At 73.7% G+C, this 17338-nt stretch carries 11 protein-coding genes; 7 read left to right on the top strand and 4 right to left on the bottom strand.

Translation table 11 applies throughout. From position 1 onward, the window contains the following. Positions 1–35: 35 nt before the first annotated feature. Positions 36–3203 carry a glycoside hydrolase family 38 N-terminal domain-containing protein gene (locus tag AC1RSJ_RS01980; protein ID WP_493116642.1) on the top strand — a complete coding sequence of 1056 codons (3168 nt, stop codon included), beginning with the start codon at positions 36–38 and terminating at the stop codon, positions 3201–3203. A gap of 9 nt (positions 3204–3212) precedes the next feature. Here the strand turns inward: AC1RSJ_RS01980 and AC1RSJ_RS01975 are convergent, their stop codons facing one another. Further along, positions 3213–4355, bottom strand: a complete 1143-nt coding sequence (locus tag AC1RSJ_RS01975) for an epoxide hydrolase family protein (protein WP_493116641.1) — start codon at positions 4353–4355, stop codon at positions 3213–3215. Then, complete coding sequence (locus AC1RSJ_RS01970) at positions 4342–6108, bottom strand: GH39 family glycosyl hydrolase (protein WP_493116640.1); 1767 nt, start codon at positions 6106–6108, stop codon at positions 4342–4344. Before AC1RSJ_RS01970 ends, AC1RSJ_RS01975 begins: the two co-directional genes overlap by 14 nt. Before the next feature lie 102 nt (positions 6109–6210). Here AC1RSJ_RS01970 and AC1RSJ_RS01965 point away from each other — a divergent pair, with 102 nt between their 5' ends. Further along, a complete protein-coding gene (locus AC1RSJ_RS01965) occupies positions 6211–6507 on the top strand; it encodes a hypothetical protein (protein ID WP_493116639.1) in 297 nt (98 codons plus the stop codon). Between the two features lie 41 nt (positions 6508–6548). On the opposite strand, the gene AC1RSJ_RS01960 is transcribed toward AC1RSJ_RS01965, so the two are convergent. Next, a complete protein-coding gene (locus tag AC1RSJ_RS01960; protein WP_493116638.1) occupies positions 6549–7346 on the bottom strand; it encodes a hypothetical protein in 798 nt (265 codons plus the stop codon). A 118-nt stretch (positions 7347–7464) separates the two neighbouring features. Here AC1RSJ_RS01960 and AC1RSJ_RS01955 point away from each other — a divergent pair, with 118 nt between their 5' ends. From AC1RSJ_RS01955 to AC1RSJ_RS01935, 5 genes are all read left to right on the top strand, one after another. Beyond that, positions 7465–8091, top strand: a complete 627-nt coding sequence (locus tag AC1RSJ_RS01955; protein WP_493116637.1) for a nitroreductase family protein — start codon at positions 7465–7467, stop codon at positions 8089–8091. A gap of 96 nt (positions 8092–8187) precedes the next feature. Beyond that, the gene (locus tag AC1RSJ_RS01950; RefSeq protein ID WP_493116636.1) at positions 8188–9177 is read left to right on the top strand and encodes a hypothetical protein; all 990 of its coding nucleotides are present in this window, start codon (positions 8188–8190) and stop codon (positions 9175–9177) included. Positions 9178–9265: 88 nt separating this feature from the next. Further along, on the top strand, positions 9266–9724 hold the full coding sequence (locus tag AC1RSJ_RS01945) for a MarR family winged helix-turn-helix transcriptional regulator (protein WP_493116635.1): 459 nt from the start codon (positions 9266–9268) through the stop codon (positions 9722–9724). Then, positions 9721–13536: an ABC transporter ATP-binding protein gene (locus AC1RSJ_RS01940; protein WP_493116634.1), complete on the top strand. Its 3816-nt coding sequence runs from the start codon at positions 9721–9723 to the stop codon at positions 13534–13536. Before AC1RSJ_RS01945 ends, AC1RSJ_RS01940 begins: the two co-directional genes overlap by 4 nt. 88 nt (positions 13537–13624) lie before the next feature. After that, the gene (locus AC1RSJ_RS01935; RefSeq protein WP_493116633.1) at positions 13625–14416 is read left to right on the top strand and encodes a sugar phosphate isomerase/epimerase family protein; all 792 of its coding nucleotides are present in this window, start codon (positions 13625–13627) and stop codon (positions 14414–14416) included. A 12-nt stretch (positions 14417–14428) separates the two neighbouring features. Here AC1RSJ_RS01935 and AC1RSJ_RS01930 read toward each other — a convergent pair whose 3' ends face one another. Beyond that, positions 14429–17272, bottom strand: a complete 2844-nt coding sequence (locus tag AC1RSJ_RS01930; RefSeq protein ID WP_493116632.1) for a DUF8487 domain-containing protein — start codon at positions 17270–17272, stop codon at positions 14429–14431. Positions 17273–17338: the final 66 nt, after the last annotated feature.

Raw genomic sequence — 17338 nt, 5'->3', positions numbered from 1 at the left:
GCCCCGACCGGAACATCCACGAACAGGAGCCTCCCGTGTCCACTCCCGCACTCATCTCCGCCCACCCGTGGCGCGACGACGACGCGCGTCGCGGCATGATCGACCGCGCGGTCGCCGTTCGCGGCACCCTGGGCGGCGCGAGCATCCGCGTCATCCCGGAGCCGCTGCTGCGCACGGAGGACGGCGTGCCGGTGCAGGCGGTGCGGGTCGTGATGGATGCCGGCGACCGGCCCGTCATCGACGGCGTGCGAGCCGACGGCTCGGGCGACGACCTGCTCGTCGCCGTGACGGACGGCCCCGCGGGCTCGATCCGCCTGCTGGTTCGCCGGGTCGAGGGGCCGACCCCGGTCGCGATCACGGCCGGCGACGACCGCCTCGAGCTGACCCTCCTGCCCCAGCGGGCCTGGTCGGTGCACCTCGTGCACCACTCCCATTTCGACTTCGGCTACACCGATCCGCAGACCGAGGTCTTCCAGGCGCAGCGCTCGTACCTCGACTCGGTGCTCGAGCTCGCCGAGTTGACCGACGACTGGCCCGACGACGCGCGCTTCCGCTGGAACGCGGAGGCGCTCTGGGCATTCACCGACTGGGCCGCGCACCGCTCCGAGGCCCGCGTCGAGGAGCTGCTGCGCCGCGTGCGCGAGGGCCGCGTCGACCTCAGCGCGCTGCCGTTCAACCTGCACACCGACGTCTGCTCGACGGAGGAGCTGCACGAGCTGCTGGCCGGTGCGCGACGGCTCCGCGACGAGCACGGCATCGCGTTCCCGACCGCGATGCAGACGGATGTGCCCGGCCAGGTCGTCGGCCTGCCCGACGCGCTGCAGGAGGTCGGTGTGCGCTACCTCTCCGTCGCGCACAACTGGGCGGGCCGCTCGCAGCCGCACACGAACGGCGGCTTCGACCTGCCGCGCCTGTTCCGCTGGCGCACCCCGGCCGGTGGCGAGGTCATCGTCTGGATGACGGACTCGCCCCACGGGCTCGCCTACATGGAGGGGCCGATGCTCGGCTTCCACGACGGCATCGAGTGGGTCGACGAGCACTTCCCCGCGTACCTCGAGGACCTGGCCACCCGCGGCTACCCGTTCCCGCCCGGCGCGTTCGGCGCGCACGGCGAGACCATCGAGCCGCCGACGGCGTACCCGTGGGACGTGCTGCACCTGCGCACGCACGGCTGGATCGCGGACAACGCACCGGCTCGCGCACGGGTCTCCGAGATCGTGCGCGAGTGGAACGAGACGTGGGAGTCGCCGCGGCTGCGGGTGTCGACGAACGCCGACTTCTTCGCCGAGGCGGAGGAGCGCTACGGCGACCAGCTGCAGACCTTCACCGGCGACTGGGGCGACTGGTGGGTCGAGGGCGTCGGCTCCGCCGCGCAGGCCATGTCGGTCGTGCGCCGCGCGCAGGACCGCGCCGCCGACGGCCGCGCGACCTCGCAGCTCGTGGCCTGGGCCGGCGGCGCGCCGGTGCGCGACGAGTCCGCGAAGGCGGAGGCCGCGTACGACTCGATCACGATGTTCGACGAGCACACCTGGGGCGCGAGCAACTCGTGGCTGCACGGCGATCGCGGCTACGACTCCGGCGAGCGCCAGTGGCAGTGGAAGTCCGCGCAGGCGCACATCGCGGGCGACCGCGCCGACGGCCTGGTCGACGCCGCACTGGCCGCGGTGTCGGATGCCGTGGTGCCCGCCGAGGGCGCCCTCGCCTCCCTCCTCGTCGTCGAGCAGGCGGCGCTGCGGCGCACCGCCGTCGTGCGGGCGTTCCTCAAGGAGTCGCTCGTGCCGTTCGACCAGCCGTTCGCCATCGTGGATGCCCGCACCGGCGCGACGACGCCGCACGCGGTGGCCGAGCAGGAGAACCGCTCGCACCGCGAGGCCGGCCGGTGGGTGTCGTTCCGGGTCGACGACACCGCCGCCTTCGGGCTGCTGCGGTTCGACGTGGTGGCGGCCGGGTCCGGCGATGCGGGCTCCTCCGCCGCCGAGCCCTCCGAGCTCGAGCCGCTCACCATCCGCAACGAGCACCTCGTCGTGCGGATCGATCCGTCGACGTCGACGATCGCGTCGATCGTCGAGGTGCGCACGGGCCGCGAGCTCGTGCAGTCCGGCGCCGTCGTCGGCTTCAACGGCTACGTCTACGACCGGTACGCGAGCGCGCCGCGCAACAACCACCTCGCCAACAAGCTCGCGACCTCCGAGCTGCTCGAGATGCTCGCCAGCCGCGAGCTCGCGCGCCCGTCGTTCGTGCTCGAGCACACCGCCGACGCGGTCGAGCAGCGCATCTCGTACGAGTCCGCCGCTCCCGGCACCGACGGCATCACGACCACGCTGCGGCTCCGCTCCGGCGAGCCGCAGCTCGTGATCGAGAACCGCATCCGCAAGCCGCTCACCGACGAGAAGGAGAGCGCGTACTTCGCGTTCCCGTTCGCCGTCACCGAGCCGACGGTGCGCTACGAGGTGTCGGGCGGCGTCGCCGGCGACGACCTCGAGCACGTGCCCGGCGCGCCGCGGCACATGCGGGCCGTGCGGCACTGGGTGACGGTCGACGGCGCGGACGGCGGGGTCGCCTGGGCCACCCAGGACGCCCCGCTCGTGCAGCCGTCGACGCTGGCCGTGCCCTACGCGCCGTTCCCGGCGAGCACCGCGCCGGAGCAGCCGGCGACGATCTGGTCGTGGGTGCACAACAACGTCTGGGACACGAACTTCCCGATCGAGCAGGCGTTCGAGATGACGTTCACGTACGCGGTGGGCGTGCCCGACGATGCGGAGCGCTCGCTCGAGGGCACCGCCATCCGCACCGCCGCCGCGCTCGCCCGTCCGCTCCGCGCGGTCGGGGCGCGCGGGCCGCGCGGCGCGGAGGCGACCGCCAGGTCGGCCTCGACGGATGCGGTGGCCGCCGCGCTCGGGCGCGCCATGCTCGAGCTCGACGACGACCGCGTCGCCGTGATCTCGGTGGTCGCGGGCGACGCGACCGGCGCGGGCTCCGGCTCGGGCTCGGCCGACGGCCGCGCGTCGAGCATCGTGCGGCTCCAGTCGTACGCGGACGAGGAGCTCGAGCTCGGCATCCGGTTCGGGGTCCCGCTCGCGTCCGCGCAGCTGACGACGCTGCTCGGCGACGTGCGCACGGAGCTCGCCGTCGACGGCGACGGCCTCGTGCGGATCACGCTGCGGCCGTTCGAGAAGGCCGGGGTGCGGGTGGTGCTCGGCTAGGCGCCCGGTTCAGCCCCACACCGCGCGGAGCTCGGCGGCGACGAGGTCCGGCTCCTCGAAGGCGAGGAAGTGGCCGCCGCGCTCCGGTTCGGACCAGTGCACGATCCGGGTGCAGGCGCGCGCGGCGATGCTCCTCGGGAATCCCGTCATCACCGGCTCGCGACTCAGCGTGAACGCGCTCGGCACCGTGATCGGCGGCCGGGCCGGCATGTGCGGGTAGTCGGAGTACTGCCGGAAGGACGTGCCCATCGATCCCGTCACCCAGTAGATCGTCGCGATCTCGAGCACGTCATCGAGCGAGAATCGCGCATCGAGGTCGCCGCCGCAGTCCGACCAGTCGCGCAGCTTGTCCGCGATCCACGCCGCGGTGCCGACGGGCGAATCGAGCAGCGCGGCCGCCGCGGTGTCCGGGCGCGTGATCATGATGGCGCTGTAGCCGCCGTCGGTCTCGTCGTAGCGCGCCTCGGCGTCGAGGAACGCCTGCTCCTCCGGAGTGGGCGCCGGCTCGAAGGACGAGGGGAACGGCGGGTGGATGAGATGCAGCCCGGCGACCTGCTCCGGATGGCGGGCCGCCATCCACGCGGCGACGCCGCCGCCGATGTCGCCGCCGAACACGACGTAGCGGTCATGGCCGAGCTCGGTCATCGCCGCGGACAGCAGCTCGGCGACGCGGTCGCGAGTCCACCGGCCCTCGATCATCGGCCCCCAGGCGAACCCGGGCAGCGACGCGACGACCACGTCCCGGGCCGAGGACGGATCGGCGCCGAACCGCGCCGGATCGGTGATCCGATCCGCGAGCGGCAGGTACTCGGCGACGGTGCTGGGCCAGCCGTGCAGCAGCAGGAGCGGCGGCAGCGTCGAGCCGCCGACCGACCGGGCGGTGATCGCGTGCACGGCACCGAGCGGCGTCGTGACGAGCACGTGGGGATGCCGCGCCAGGGCGTGCTCCCGCGCCCGCCAGTCGAAGCCGTCGGACCACCGTTCGGCGAGCCGCCGGAGATAGCCCGGATCGGCGCCCGCGGCCCACGGCTCGGTGCCGGAGGCCGTGCCGAACCGGGTGCGGCGCACCCGAGCGGTCAGGTCGTCCAGCGCCGACTGCGGCACCGCGATGTCGAACGGCTCGATCGGCACGACGCCCTCAGCTCGCGCCACCCGCCGCGGACGCGGGCCGCAGCACGAGCAGCGACACCGCCGGGAGCGGCAGGTCGACGGTCAGCTCGATGGCATCGCCGCCGGCCGCGACGGTGCGCGCCGGCTCGAGCTCCTCGAGTCCCATCCGCCGGTGGAGCTCGTCGAGCTGCTCGTCGGTCGGGTCCTGCGGGGAGCCGAGGCCGCGCCAGACGGAGTGCGCGTTGCTGTGCGTGTCGTCGATCCGGTGGTGCTCGAGGGTGTACTCCCCGGGCGCGAGCCCCGCGACTCGGAGCCGCACCGGCACCCGATCGCCGGTGCCGTGGTACTGGTCGTCGACGTGCCGGTAGACGAGCACCGACACCGTACCCGCGTCGTCGCGGGTCGCGAGCGCGTCGATCTCCTCGGGCACGCTGCCGGGCGCCGTCGCGTCGAGGCGATCGATCGCCCAGGCGGCATCCGAGTCGGCCGGGATCCGCGTCGAGCCGAGGCGCGCGAGCATCCGGTAGGCGTTGAGGAACGGCTTGTCGACGCGGCCGGCGGTCTGCAGGGCGCGCGTGCCCTCGAAGTAGCGCTCGCCCTCGAAGTAGAAGCTCCAGGTGGTCGCCTGGGTGACGGTCGCGATCTCCTGCGCATTGAGGTCGAGCAGCTTCTTCATCAGCGCGACCTGGAACACCGGGTAGTACTCGGTGTTCTGGAACACGAAGTTCGGGTTGTCGTAGACGCCCCAGTGCGCGGGCACGCCCGCGTCGCACTCGTCGACCACGGCCGGCAGCCCGGCGAAGCGCGGGAACTCGGCCATCACGCGCAGCAGGCTCCGGATCTCGAACAGCATCTTCGTGGTGGACGGCGACTGCCGCTCCGTGCGCGACTCCGCCGTCCCCGCCTCCGTGCCGATCGGGCCGTAGGTGCGCCAGGGCGCGAACGACGATCCCTTGGTGTGGAACGAGACGAAGTCGATCGGCAGGTCCTCTCGGTCCGCGTACGCGAGGAACTCGCGGAGGAACAGGGCACCGCCGGAGCCGCCCGTCACGGCCGGCCCGCCGACCTTCGCATCCGGCAGCACCGACCGGACGGCGCGTGCCGTGACGGCGTAGAGCTCGCAGAACTCCTGGACGGTGCCGCGCCAGTAGAAGATGTCGGGCTCGTTCCACAGCTCCCAGAGCCACTCGCGCACCTCGTCGGCCCCGTAGCGCTCGACGCTGTGGCGCACGAGCGCGGCGACGAGGTCGCCCCATCTGCCGTAGTCGCTCGGCGGATAGCTCCAGTGCCCGGCCTCGTAGGCCGAGTAGACGGTCGGGCTCTCGGTGACCGTGAGCTCGTCGTGCGCGCGCGCCGGCACGAGGTCGCGCGGCGTGAAGCCCAGCTCGACCAGCACGTGGTGCCCGGCGCCGACGATCGCGTCGTACGCCTGGTCGACGAGCGCGAAGTCGTAGAACGGGGTGCCGTCGGCGCGCTCGTGGTAGACGTTGCCGCTGCCCTGGTGCGGCAGCCCGAACCCCGTGCCGCTGATGAAGACGTAGTGCGGGCGGATGTGGAACGGGCGCCCCGCGAAGTCCCCGATGGTCGACAGCAGGCGGCGCCCGGTCGGGGTGTAGGTCCAGTTGAACTCGTCGTAGCCGACGCTCTCCCAGATCCGCTCGATCGGGGTGCCGGCCGCGGCGGCATCGACGTCGATCGTCGCGGCAGTGAGGTGCGGCGCGCTCGGATCGGAGCCGGCCGCCGACGGGAACTCCGGGGTCGTGCCGATGCCGGGATCGCGCTCCGCTGCAGCCATGCCTCAACCCTCTCGCGGATGGCGACCGCCGCGGAAGGGCGTTGCCGGTGCGTCCGCCGTGAGCCGCGGCCGCGCCCGGCGCTCCGGTGCGACAGTGGCCGGATGACCGAGCCGGAGGACCCGGACGCCCGCACGCCGCGTCGGAGCCGGACGTCGTTCCTGCATCGGCGATCGGAGAGCCTCGCCCGGTACAACGCCGTCCAGGCTGCCGTGCTCGGCCCGGCGCTGGCCCTGCTCGCGGCGATCTACCTCGTCGGCTGCCTGCTCGGCGGCACCGATCCGACGCTCGCGGTCGTGCTGCTCGTGCTCGGCGTCGCGGCGAGCGTGCTGGCGCTCGTGCAGGTGCGCGGGCTGCGCCGTCGCGCCGCGCAGCGCGCGTCCCGCTCGCGGCCGGAGTGACGTTCTCGGGGCGACCGTGCTCGGGGCCGACCGCGCTCGTGTCAGCGGTCGGCGAAGACCACGATCTGGTCGCTGGACGCGTCGACGACGAACTGCAGCGCCGTCGCGTCGGGATAGGCGCGCTGCACCGCCGTCGGCAGGGCCTCGTCGTCGGTCACGACGGTCGCCGTGGCGGGGAACCGGCCGCCCGCGCAGCCGTTCGCGACGACGGCCCACGATCCGACGGCGTCGGCCGTGCCGGTCGTCGGCGCGAAGACGATCGCGCAGTCCGGCGCGTCCGTGCGGCGGGAGGAGGGGAACGCGAACGTGACGACCCGCAGCCCGTGGAGCGCCTCGTACGTGCGTCGGCCCGGGGCGTCGCCCGCGAGCTGCGTCGGGACGTCGAAGCCGGCGTCGACGTCGAGGCGCGCGACCTCGTGGCCCCCGGCGACCCGCGGATCCGGGCGTCCGGCCACGATCATCGCCGCGGCCACGATCGCGACGGCCACGATCACGGCGGCCGCGACCAGCGCCGCCGCGAGGACCCTGCGCGGCCGAGGCGACCTGCGCGGGTCAGTCGCCGCCGCGGAGTCGAGGTCGTCGAGCGGGCCGACGGCGGAGGGCGCCGCGTCCGATTCCGCGGGCACCGTGTCGCGTGGCTCGGCTTCGACCTCAGCTCGGCCTTCCTCCGTCGCGACCGGTGCGACCCGCAGTCCCGGGTCAGTGACGGCACCGCCGGCGGCCGCGTCCTCGAGCGCGCGGAGCCGCCGCACGGCCTCCGGATCCCGCTGGATGTCGGCGCCCCGACCGTAGGCGCGCGCACGCAGTGCCTCCAGCTCGCCCTCATCGTCCGACGCCACGCGAGGATCCTCCCACCGCGGGTCGACGGCGCGCCGTGCGCTCGGGGCCCGCGCGGGCTCCTCGGACAGAATGGCCCGGACGACCCGGCGCCGCAGCCGGGCAGACGAGGAGCACGGCATGACCGACCCCGACCTCGGCATCCTCGAGGCGCTGCACAGCACGCCGGCGCGGCGGTACCTGTCGCCCGAGCCGATCGACGAGCAGGTCATCCGGGAGCTGCTCGACGCGGCCGTGCGGGGACCCTCCGGTGGCAACTCGCAGCAGTGGGCCTGGATCGTCGTGCGCGATCCGGAGATCAAACGGCAGATCGCGGCCTGGTACCTGGAGGGCTGGAACCGCGCCTACGGCTCGCGCCGCGAGCAGATCCTCACCGCGCCGGCCGGCACCGTGCCGATGTCGCCCCGCGCGTTCCTCGGCGCCGAGCACCTCGCCCAGCACCTCGCGGATGCGCCGGTCTGGGTGATCGCCGTCGCGCTCGGCGCGGCCGGGTCGACGAACCCGCGGCTCGGCGCGTCGATCTACGGCGCCGTGCAGCAGCTCATGCTCGCCGCGCGCGCCCACGGCATCGGCTCGAGCCTCACGACGCTGTACCAGGGGCACGAGGACGACGTCCGGCGGCTGCTCGGCCTCCCCGACGACGCGCTGACCATGTGCCTCGTGCCGCTCGGCTATCCGGAGCGCGGCTCGTGGGCGCAGCCGAAGCGCCGTCCGCTCGACGAGGTCGTGCACTGGGACCGCTGGTAGCCCTCAGGGACAGCCCGGTCTCCGGCGTCGGCGACTGACGGCAGGATGTCGCCACGGCCCGACGATGCGACGCGCCGCGACCGGAGGCGGATCGTCATGGGCACCAGGAGGGGCACGTCCGCACTCGCGGCAGCGGTGCTGCTCGCCCTCCTGGCCGGATGCACCCCGACCGCCGCGCCCGGCCCGTCGACGCCGTCCGACGGAGGTCCGCCCTCGTCGCACGCGACCGCCACGCCCGACGACGGCCGTCTCGCCGCCGAGGAGTACGCGGGCCTCGCCGGCGCCGGCCGCACGCTCGAGCAGGTCGAGGCCGATCGCGGCATCAGCGTGCCGTGGGTGGTTCTCGCCAGCAGTGACCGGTCGGCGATGCTCTTCGTCGCCTACCCGGCGGCCGTCGAGGACGAGCCTGCCTGCGGCCACCACCTCGGCGCCGCCGTCACGGAGACGACCTCGAGCATCACGATCTCGATCCGGAGCACGCGCCCGAAGGACCGGATCGACTGCACCTCGCATCCGGTCATCGGCGGCGGCGGCCTCCTGCTCCGGTCGCCCATCGGCACGCGCACCCTGCTCCACGCGCCGGTCGACCGGCCGTGGAGCGCGAGCTCGTCGCCGATCGCGACGCGAGCCGCGCCATCCCCGGCTCCGACGCCGTCGCTGCCACCCGACTACGCCGGCCCGGCGACCTGCGACAGCCTGCTCGACCAGTCCACCCGCGATCGGATGACCGCGGATCACATCTACGACGAGGGGACGCCGTTCCGGGAGAAGGTGAAGCAGGAGCCGGAGCTGGCGCAGCTCTTCTCGATGCTGGAGTACGGCGGCATCGTGTGCCGACGCCTCGGCCGCGACACCGTCGGGTCGACGGCCTTCGCCTGGAGTCCGATCACCCCGGCCCAGGCCGCAGCCCAGCAGGCGCTGCTCGAGTCGCAGGGCGTCACCGGTGTCCAGGCGGGCGACGTCACGCGGTACTCGTCGCCGGACGGGATCGCCCAGTACGCCTTCGGCTCCGGCTGGTGGGTGCTGTCCTACGACAACGGCGCCGGGTCCGTCATCGACGACCTCATCGCGAACCACCCGGCCTGACCGGCGGGCGATCGACTTCGTGTGCTCGGCTGAGCGGCCGAGGCGGCGACCGATTGACTATGGCCGATAGCTATATAAGTTAGTTGATGTGAACGAAGCGGAGGTCCGCGCGCTGCACTCGCGGGTGCGCGCCATCCACAAGCTCGGCCGCGCGGCGACCCCGCCGATCGCGGGAGTCACCCCGGTCTCGGCGCGCACGCTCGGCGTGGTCGGCCGGTGCTCCCGCGCAGACGGCATCCGCCCCGGTGAGATCGCGGAGGAGCTCGGGATGACGTCCTCCAACGTCGCGGCGGCGCTGCGAGAGCTCGAGGCGGCCGGCTACGTGCGGCGCACCCGCGCCCTCGACGACGGACGCCACGTGCTCGTGCGGCTGACCGAGCTCGGCGGCGCCACGGTCCAGCGGGTGCGCGCACTCCGCGTCGACGCCCTGCGCGAGGCGATCGAGACCGCGCTCGCACCCGACGAGCAGGAGCGGCTCGCTGCGGTGATCCCGCTGCTGGAGCGCGTCGCCGCCGGGTACCCGACCGCACCGGCAAGCGCCCGATGACAGGGGCGGCGCGCGAGGGTCGGAAGCCGGGCTGGATCCGGCGCCTCTCCGCCTACGTGCTCCGCTACCGCGGCGGCCTCGCCATCGCGCTCGGCGCAGCACTGCTCGGCGGCGCCTGCCAGGTCGCGACCCCGCTCGTGGCGCGGCAGATCGTCGACCAGGTGATCGGCGCAGGCGCCGGCGGGCTCCCGGTCTGGATCGCGCTCCTGCTCGCCCTCGCCGCCGGCGCCTTCGTCATGACCGCGCTGCGCCGCTACAACGGCGGCCGGGTGGCGCTCCGCGTGCAGACGGATCTCCGCAACGACATGCACGCGCACCTCCAGCGCCTCGACTTCTCCACCCTCGACCGGATGCCGACCGGCCAGCTCGTGGCGCGGGCCTCCTCCGACTCCACGCTCGTGATGGCGGTGCTGAACTTCCTGCCGATCGTCAGCGGCAACCTCGTGATGCTCGCCCTGTCGCTGACCGTGATGATCGTGCTGTCACCGGTGCTGGCGCTGGTCGGTCTCGCGATCGTGCCGGCCCTGTTCCTGGTCTCGTACCGGATGCGGTCACGGGTGTTCCCGGCCACCTGGGATGCGCAGCAGCGCGAGGGCGAGCTCGTGCAGATCGTCGACGAGGACATCGCGGGCGTGCGGGTCGTGAAGGCGTTCGGCCAGGAGCACCGCGAGCTGGAGCGGCTCGGCCGATCGGCGGTCCGCCTGTACGGCTCGCAGATGCGGGCGACGCGCATCCAGGCTCGGTTCCAGCCGCTGCTGGAGACGATCCCGTCGTTCGGCCAGGTCGCGGTGCTCGCGCTCGGCGGCTGGCTCGCGATCGACGGGCAGATCACGCTGGGCACGTTCCTCGCCTTCTCGACCTACGTCGCGCAGATGCTCGCACCGGCGCGGCAGCTCGCCGGCATGCTCACGATCGTGCAGCAGGCGCGGGCCGGGATGGAGCGCATCACCCAGCTGCTCGACACCGCGCCCGACATCGCCGACGCCCCCGGTGCGCGTCGCCTGCCGGAGCTGCGCGGCGAGGTCGAGTTCGACGACGTCCGCTTCGGCTACGGCGACGCGGACGACGAGCGCCACCAGGTGCTGCGCGGCTTCTCGCTGCGCATCGCGCCGGGTGAGCGGGTGGCCCTGGTGGGGGCGAGCGGCAGCGGCAAGACGACCGCCGCGATGCTCGTCTCCCGCTTCTACGACCCGCAGCACGGCGTCGTGCGGGTGGACGGCTGCGACGTGCGCGACGCCGAGCTCGCCTCGCTCCGATCGCAGATCGCCGTCGTGTTCGAGGAGAGCTTCCTGTTCAGCGAGTCGGTGCGCGACAACATCGCGTACGGGCGACCGGGCGCGAGCGACGACGACATCCGCGCCGCCGCCCGCATCGCGCAGGCCGACGGCTTCATCGAGCGGCTGCCCCGCGGCTACGACACCCGGGTCGGCGAGCGCGGGCTCTCGCTCTCGGGCGGGCAGCGGCAGCGGATCGCGCTGGCCCGCGCGGTGCTGACGCGCCCGCGGCTGCTCATCCTCGACGACGCCACCAGCTCGGTCGACGTGCGCACCGAGGAGGCGATCCACCACGGCCTCCACGAGGTGCTCGACGACCGCACGGTGCTGCTCGTCGCGCACCGGCAGTCCACGCTGCTGCTCGCCGACCGGATCGCGCTCGTCGAGGGCGGCGTCGTCGCGGACCAGGGCTCGCACGAGGAGCTGCTGGGGCGGAATGCCTCCTACCGCGCGCTCGTCTCCGGCATGGACGACCACGCCGACGAGGAGCAGGACCACACCGTGGACGACGGCGTCACCGCCGCCGCCTGGGTGCGTCCCGCGGACTCGGGCAGCGGCTACGGCGCGCGACGGGCGGCGCCCGGCGCCCCGTCGCTCGGTCCCGGGCTCGGCGGCGGGGGCGGCGGAGTGCGCGGCTCGCTGGCCGCGACACCGCAGCTGATGGCGGGGGTGGACGCGCTGCCGCCGGTGCGGGACGTGCCGGACGTCGACGTCGAGGTGGAGGGCGGCCGGCAGCGGGAGTTCTCCCTCGGCGCGGTGATCCGCGGCATCCGGCGACCCCTGCTGCTGGGGCTGCTGCTCGTCGTGATCGACGCCGGCTGCGGGCTGCTCGGCCCGGTGCTCGTGAAGAACGGCGTCGACGGGGGCATCCAGGACGGCTCGATGCTGGTCGTGACACTCGCCGCGGCCGCCTTCCTCGTCGTGACGCTCGTCGACCTCGCCGACCAGATCGCGGAGACCTTCGTGATGGGCCGGGTCGCGCAGCGCGTGATGCTGACCCTGCGCATCCGCATCTTCGCCCAGCTGCAGCGGCTGTCGCTCGACTACTACGAGCGCGAGATGGCCGGGCGCATCATGACCCGGATGACGACCGACGTCGACCAGTTCGAGCAGCTGGTGCAGAACGGCCTGCTCAGCGCCCTCGTCGCCATCGTCACGTTCTTCGGCGTGGGTGCGGCCCTGGTGATCGTCAATCCCGAGCTCGGGCTCGCGACCCTGCTCGTGGTGATCCCGCTGGCCGTTGCGACCGTGCTCTTCCGGCGCCGCTCCGCCCGGCTGTACGAGCAGGCGCGCGAGCGGATCGCGATCGTCAACGCCGACTTCCAGGAGAGCCTCTCCGGCGTGCACGAGGCGCAGGCGTTCGCGCACGAGTCCGCGACGACCTCCCGGTTCCGCGAGCTCGGCGACCGGTACCTGCGGTCGCGGCTCGCGGCGCAGAAGCTCGTCGCGACCTACTTCCCGTTCGTGCAGTTCCTCTCGGCGGTGGCCGACGCGATCGTGCTCGGCCTCGGCGCGACGCTGATCCTCCGCGGCGAGCTGACGACGGGCGCCCTCGTCGCGTTCCTGCTCTACGTCGACCTGTTCTTCTCCCCCATCCAGCAGCTGTCGCAGGTGTTCGACTCGTGGCAGCAGACGACCGTGTCCGTGCGGCGGATCGCCGGTCTCATGCAGCTCGAGTCGCTCACGCCCGATGCCGAGCGTCCCGTCGAGTCGGGACGGCTGTCCGGTGCGCTCGCCCTCGCCGATGTGCGCTTCTCGTACCCGACCGCCCCCGAGCCCCCGGCGGAGTCGGAGCGGCGGGGGCCGGCGGACGCCCGGCTCGGCCCGACCGAGGACGCGGCCCTCCCGATCCCGGAGGCGATCTCGGGCATCGACCTGGATCTCCGCCCGCACGAGACGCTGGCGCTCGTCGGCGAGACGGGCGCCGGCAAGTCCACGGTGATGAAGCTCATCGCCCGGTTCTACGACGTCGACCGCGGGGCGGTGCTCGCCGACGGCCACGACCTCCGCTCGCTCGAGCTCGCCGCCTACCGCACCCAGCTCGGCTACGTGCCCCAGGAGGCGTTCCTGTTCAGCGGCACCGTGCGCGACAACATCGGCTATGGCCGACCGGACGCGTCGGACGCCGAGATCGAGGCCGCCGCCCGCGCCGTCGGGGCGCACGCCTTCATCGCCTCCCTCCCCGACGGCTACCTGTCGGCGATCTCGGAGCGCGGCCGCTCCCTCTCGGCCGGGCAGCGCCAGCTGATCGCGCTCGCGCGCGCGCAGCTCGTCGACCCGGCGATCCTGCTGCTCGACGAGGCGACCTCGAACCTCGACCTGGCGACCGAGTCCCGGGTGTCCGCCGCGATGCAGCGGGTCGCGGCGGGCCGGACCACCGTGCTCATCGCGCACCGGCTGCAGACCGCCCGGTCCGCCGACCGGATCGCCGTGCTCGACCGGGGCACGGTGCTCGAGCTGGGCTCCCACGAGGAGCTGCTCGAGCTCGACGGCCGCTATGCGTCGCTCTGGCGGGCGTACGAGCTCGCGGCGCGCTGAGGCGGGCGCCGGTCGCGGACGCCGCCGCATCCCCGTAGCGTCGACGACGATGGCCGGCACCGCGGCCGCCATCGCGAGGAGGACCTCCGTGACCGACGACCGCATCGCCATCCAGTCGTGGGCGCTGAACCGCACGCTGACCGATCCGGCGGGGGCGCTGGAGCTGCTCGCGCTGCCGGCCGAGCTGCGCCGCCGCGGCTACGGCGCCGTGCAGCTCTGTCATTTCCACCTGCCGAGCCGCGACGGCGGGTACCTCGCGGAGCTCCGCTCGGCACTCGCCGAGTCCGGCGTCCGCCTCGACGCGGTGCTCGTCGACGACGGCGATCTGACCCATCCGGACGAGGGCGACGAGTGGGAGGCGTGGGTCGCCGGCTGGCTCGCCGATGCGGCGGCGCTCGGCGCGACCCGTGCCCGCGTGATCGCCGGCAAGACCCGCGCCCCGGACGCGCTCGAGGTCAGCGCGCGCCGGCTCGACCGCCTCGCGGCGGGTGCCGTAGATGTCCGCGTCGTGATCGAGAACTGGTTCGCGGTGGCCGCGACCGCCGCGGACGTCTCGGCGATCCTCGATCCGCTGGAGGGCCGGATCGGCTTCCTCGCCGACCTCGCGAACTTCGCCGGCACCGACAAGTACGACGAGCTCGCGCGCGTGGCGCACTACGCCGAGACCTCGCACGCGAAGGCGCACTGGGACGGCGCCGAGGTCGACGAGGTCGACTACCGCCGCGCGATCGCCGCGCTCGAGGACGGCGGATACGCCGGCCCCTACGCGCTCGTCTACGACGGCGCCGACCCCGACGAGTGGGCGGGACTCGCGGCGCTCCGCGTGCTCGTCGAGGACCAGATCGCGGTCTCGACCGCGGCACGTGCGGCGGACGGCTGACGACGGGGCGCCTCAGCCGAGCAGGCCTCGCACCTCGTCCGGCGTCAGCTCCACCTGGGGCGCGAACGCCTCGCTCGCGAGGTGGGCGACGAGGCTCGCCCGCAGCCGGCGCGCCACGATCCGCTCCTCGAGGTCGCTCACCACGTCGATCGTGCTGAGCAGCAGCCGCCCGGCGCCGACGCGGGCCTCGACGACCAGACCGAGCCGCCGCGCGTCGAACCAGCTGTCGATCACCTGCACGATCGGCTGGAGCACGGGGATGCCGCTGAGGTCGAGCGCCTTCGCCTGCTGGGCGAGCTCCCACCACTGCCAGTTCGTGTGCGCATCCGTCGGGAAGTCCGCGAACACCGGATGCGCCGGGTCGCAGAGCACGCCGAGCGTGTGCGGCGCCTGGCCGGCCGTCCACGACGTGTTCCAGAACACCGGCGAGAAGCCGAACTCGACCGGCGAGACGACGGCGTCCGACGGCGGCGCGAGCAGGACGGTGCGGCCCTCGGCGAGCGCGGCGAGGGCGTCGTCGACGTCGCGGGTGACGACGACCTCGGGGCTCGCGAGCCGGGTGTCGTCGACGGCCGGGTAGACCCACAGCTCCCAGTCGTTCTCGTGGACCACACCGCCCGGCTCCCGCACCGCGAGCACCAGGCGGACGCGCTGCGCCCGCTCGAGCGGCGGCAGCTGCGCCGAGATCGAGCCGTACGCCCGCTCGTTGCCGAGGTCGACGTTCCCGGCGTGCACGGTGCCGGCGGCGAGCTCCGCACCGGCGTCGTCGACCACCGCCCAGGTCACCTCGGCGTCGACCGCGGCCGGTCCGAAGTGCGCGATCCGGACGTCCGCGGTGATCGGCTCCGACGCGCGCCAGGTGCGCTTCGGCAGCAGCGCGAGCGGCACGGTCGACGAGAAGAACCGCGAGAACTCGGCGGCCTCGACGTAGCCCTTCTCCTCCCAGAACGCGTCGACCACGCCGACCGGCGCAGTGCCCTGGCCGGGGAAGTCGTTGAGGCCGAGCAGCTGGATGCCGCCGAAGCCCGGCGTGCGCAGCGCCGACTCCACCTCCTCCTTGTACGCGAGCACCTGCAGCCGCCCGGAGGCGTGGAGGAAGTCCGCGGCCTGGTGGCCCATGCCGCCCTGCTCGAGGAAGTCGCGGGCGATCTCGAAGTTGCGCGGCTTCATGAACCCGGTGTACTTCTCGATCTCGGCGAAGCTCAGGTACGCGCACCACTGGCCGGCCTCGTGCGTCACGATCGGGCGCGGGGTGCGCTCGACCCAGGCCGAGTAGTCGGTCGTCGTCTCCGGGCTGCGGCCGTTGATCCGCGAGTCCAGCCCCTCGCCCCAGGCCTGCACGCGCGGTCCGGGGATGCAGTCGTAGTCGTTGACGGCGAGCGCGGGCCATCCCGCGCCGCTCGTGTAGAGACGCCGGCCGTCGCGGCGCCGCCAGTAGGCGACCCACTCGTCGAGGATCTCGGTGTCGCGGCCGGACGGCTCGTTGCCGTGCGCCATGAGGAGGAACGAGGGGTGGTCGCCGTACTCGGCGATGATGCGCTGCGACTCCTCGTAGAGGAACGCGTCGACGTCGCCGCCCTCGCCGATCGTCGCGCCCTGGTTCGCCCAGATCGGCGACTCGATCTGCAGGTACACGCCGGCCCGGTCCGCCGCGTCGAACGCCGCCGCCGGCGGGCACCAGGAGTGGAAGCGCACGTGGTTCAGGCCGAACGCCTGGCAGGTCGCGAAGATGCGCGCCCAGCTCGCCTCGTCGGTGGCCGGGTACCCGGTGAGCGGGAAGACGCAGCACTCGAGCGTGCCGCGGAGGAAGACCTCGCGGCCGTTGACCCGGATGCGCGTGCCGACGGCCTCCACCGAGCGGAGGCCGAACCGCGTCACCTGCTCGTCGCGGGAGGGCCCGGCTGCCGTCGCCGCCTCGTAGATCGCGGTCAGCTCGTACAGGAACGGATCGAACTCGTCCCAGAGCCGCGCGTCGGCGCCGAGCGGCACCTCGATGTCGAAGTGGGTGCTCGTCGACGGGCGCCCGCGGGTGAACTTCTCCGACGGCATGTCGATCGGCACCGTCACGGTCGGCGGCGTCGTCTGAACCGGATCGGTCAGCGGCCGGACGGCGAGCGTCAGCGTGCCGTCCGCGCCGTGCAGCGAGTCGGCCGTCGCCGTGCCGCGCACCCGGATCGTCCGGGCCACGGCATCCGGATGCACCTGGAGCGCGCTGAGCCGTGCCGGCTCGACGGCCGTGACCGTCAGGGCGCCGATGACGCCGTTCCAGCCGCCCTGGGTGTGGTCGGAGACGCTGTGCGCGTTCGGTCCGACGTCGACGATCATCGAGTTGTCGATCCGGAGCGTGAGGCGGTGGATGCCCGGGGCGAGCGCCGGGAGCACGTGGCGATGCGGCGTCGTGAGGCTGCGATCCGACCCGATCCGCACGCCGTCGAGCCAGACCGTCGACTCCCAGTGCACCCGCTCGAGCGAGAGGAGCAGCGCGCGGGCGTCGAACCCGTGGCCGATCTCGATCTCGCGCTGATACCAGATCCACCCGACGTAGACGAGCTCCGGCTGCAGCCAGAACGGGATCTTGAAGGCGCCCGGCTCGCGGTAGGGCGCGTAGCGCTCCTCGTCGTAGAAGCCGTTCGAGCGTCCGCCGCCGACCCACTCGGTCGACGCGTCGGGGGGCGAGCCGAGCCCCTGCGTCTGCGCCGAGCCCGGCAGCGAGAGCGTCGCCGCATCCGTCCGCTCTGCGAGGTCGACGCCGGCCCAGCCGTCGCGCTCGCCCCGGCGGTCTGGATCGGGCACCGCGGTCCAGGCGCCGCTGAGGTCGAGGGTCGGGGCTGCGGCGACGATGCTCGGCGTTGACACGCTGCGATTCTGACGCCCGAGGGTTGCGGCATCCATGGGTCGGACGACGGCCGACCTGGACGAATC

Source organism: Schumannella sp. GW821-FHT10F01 (assembly GCF_058809295.1).
This window is presented reverse-complemented; position numbering and strand designations above follow the sequence as displayed.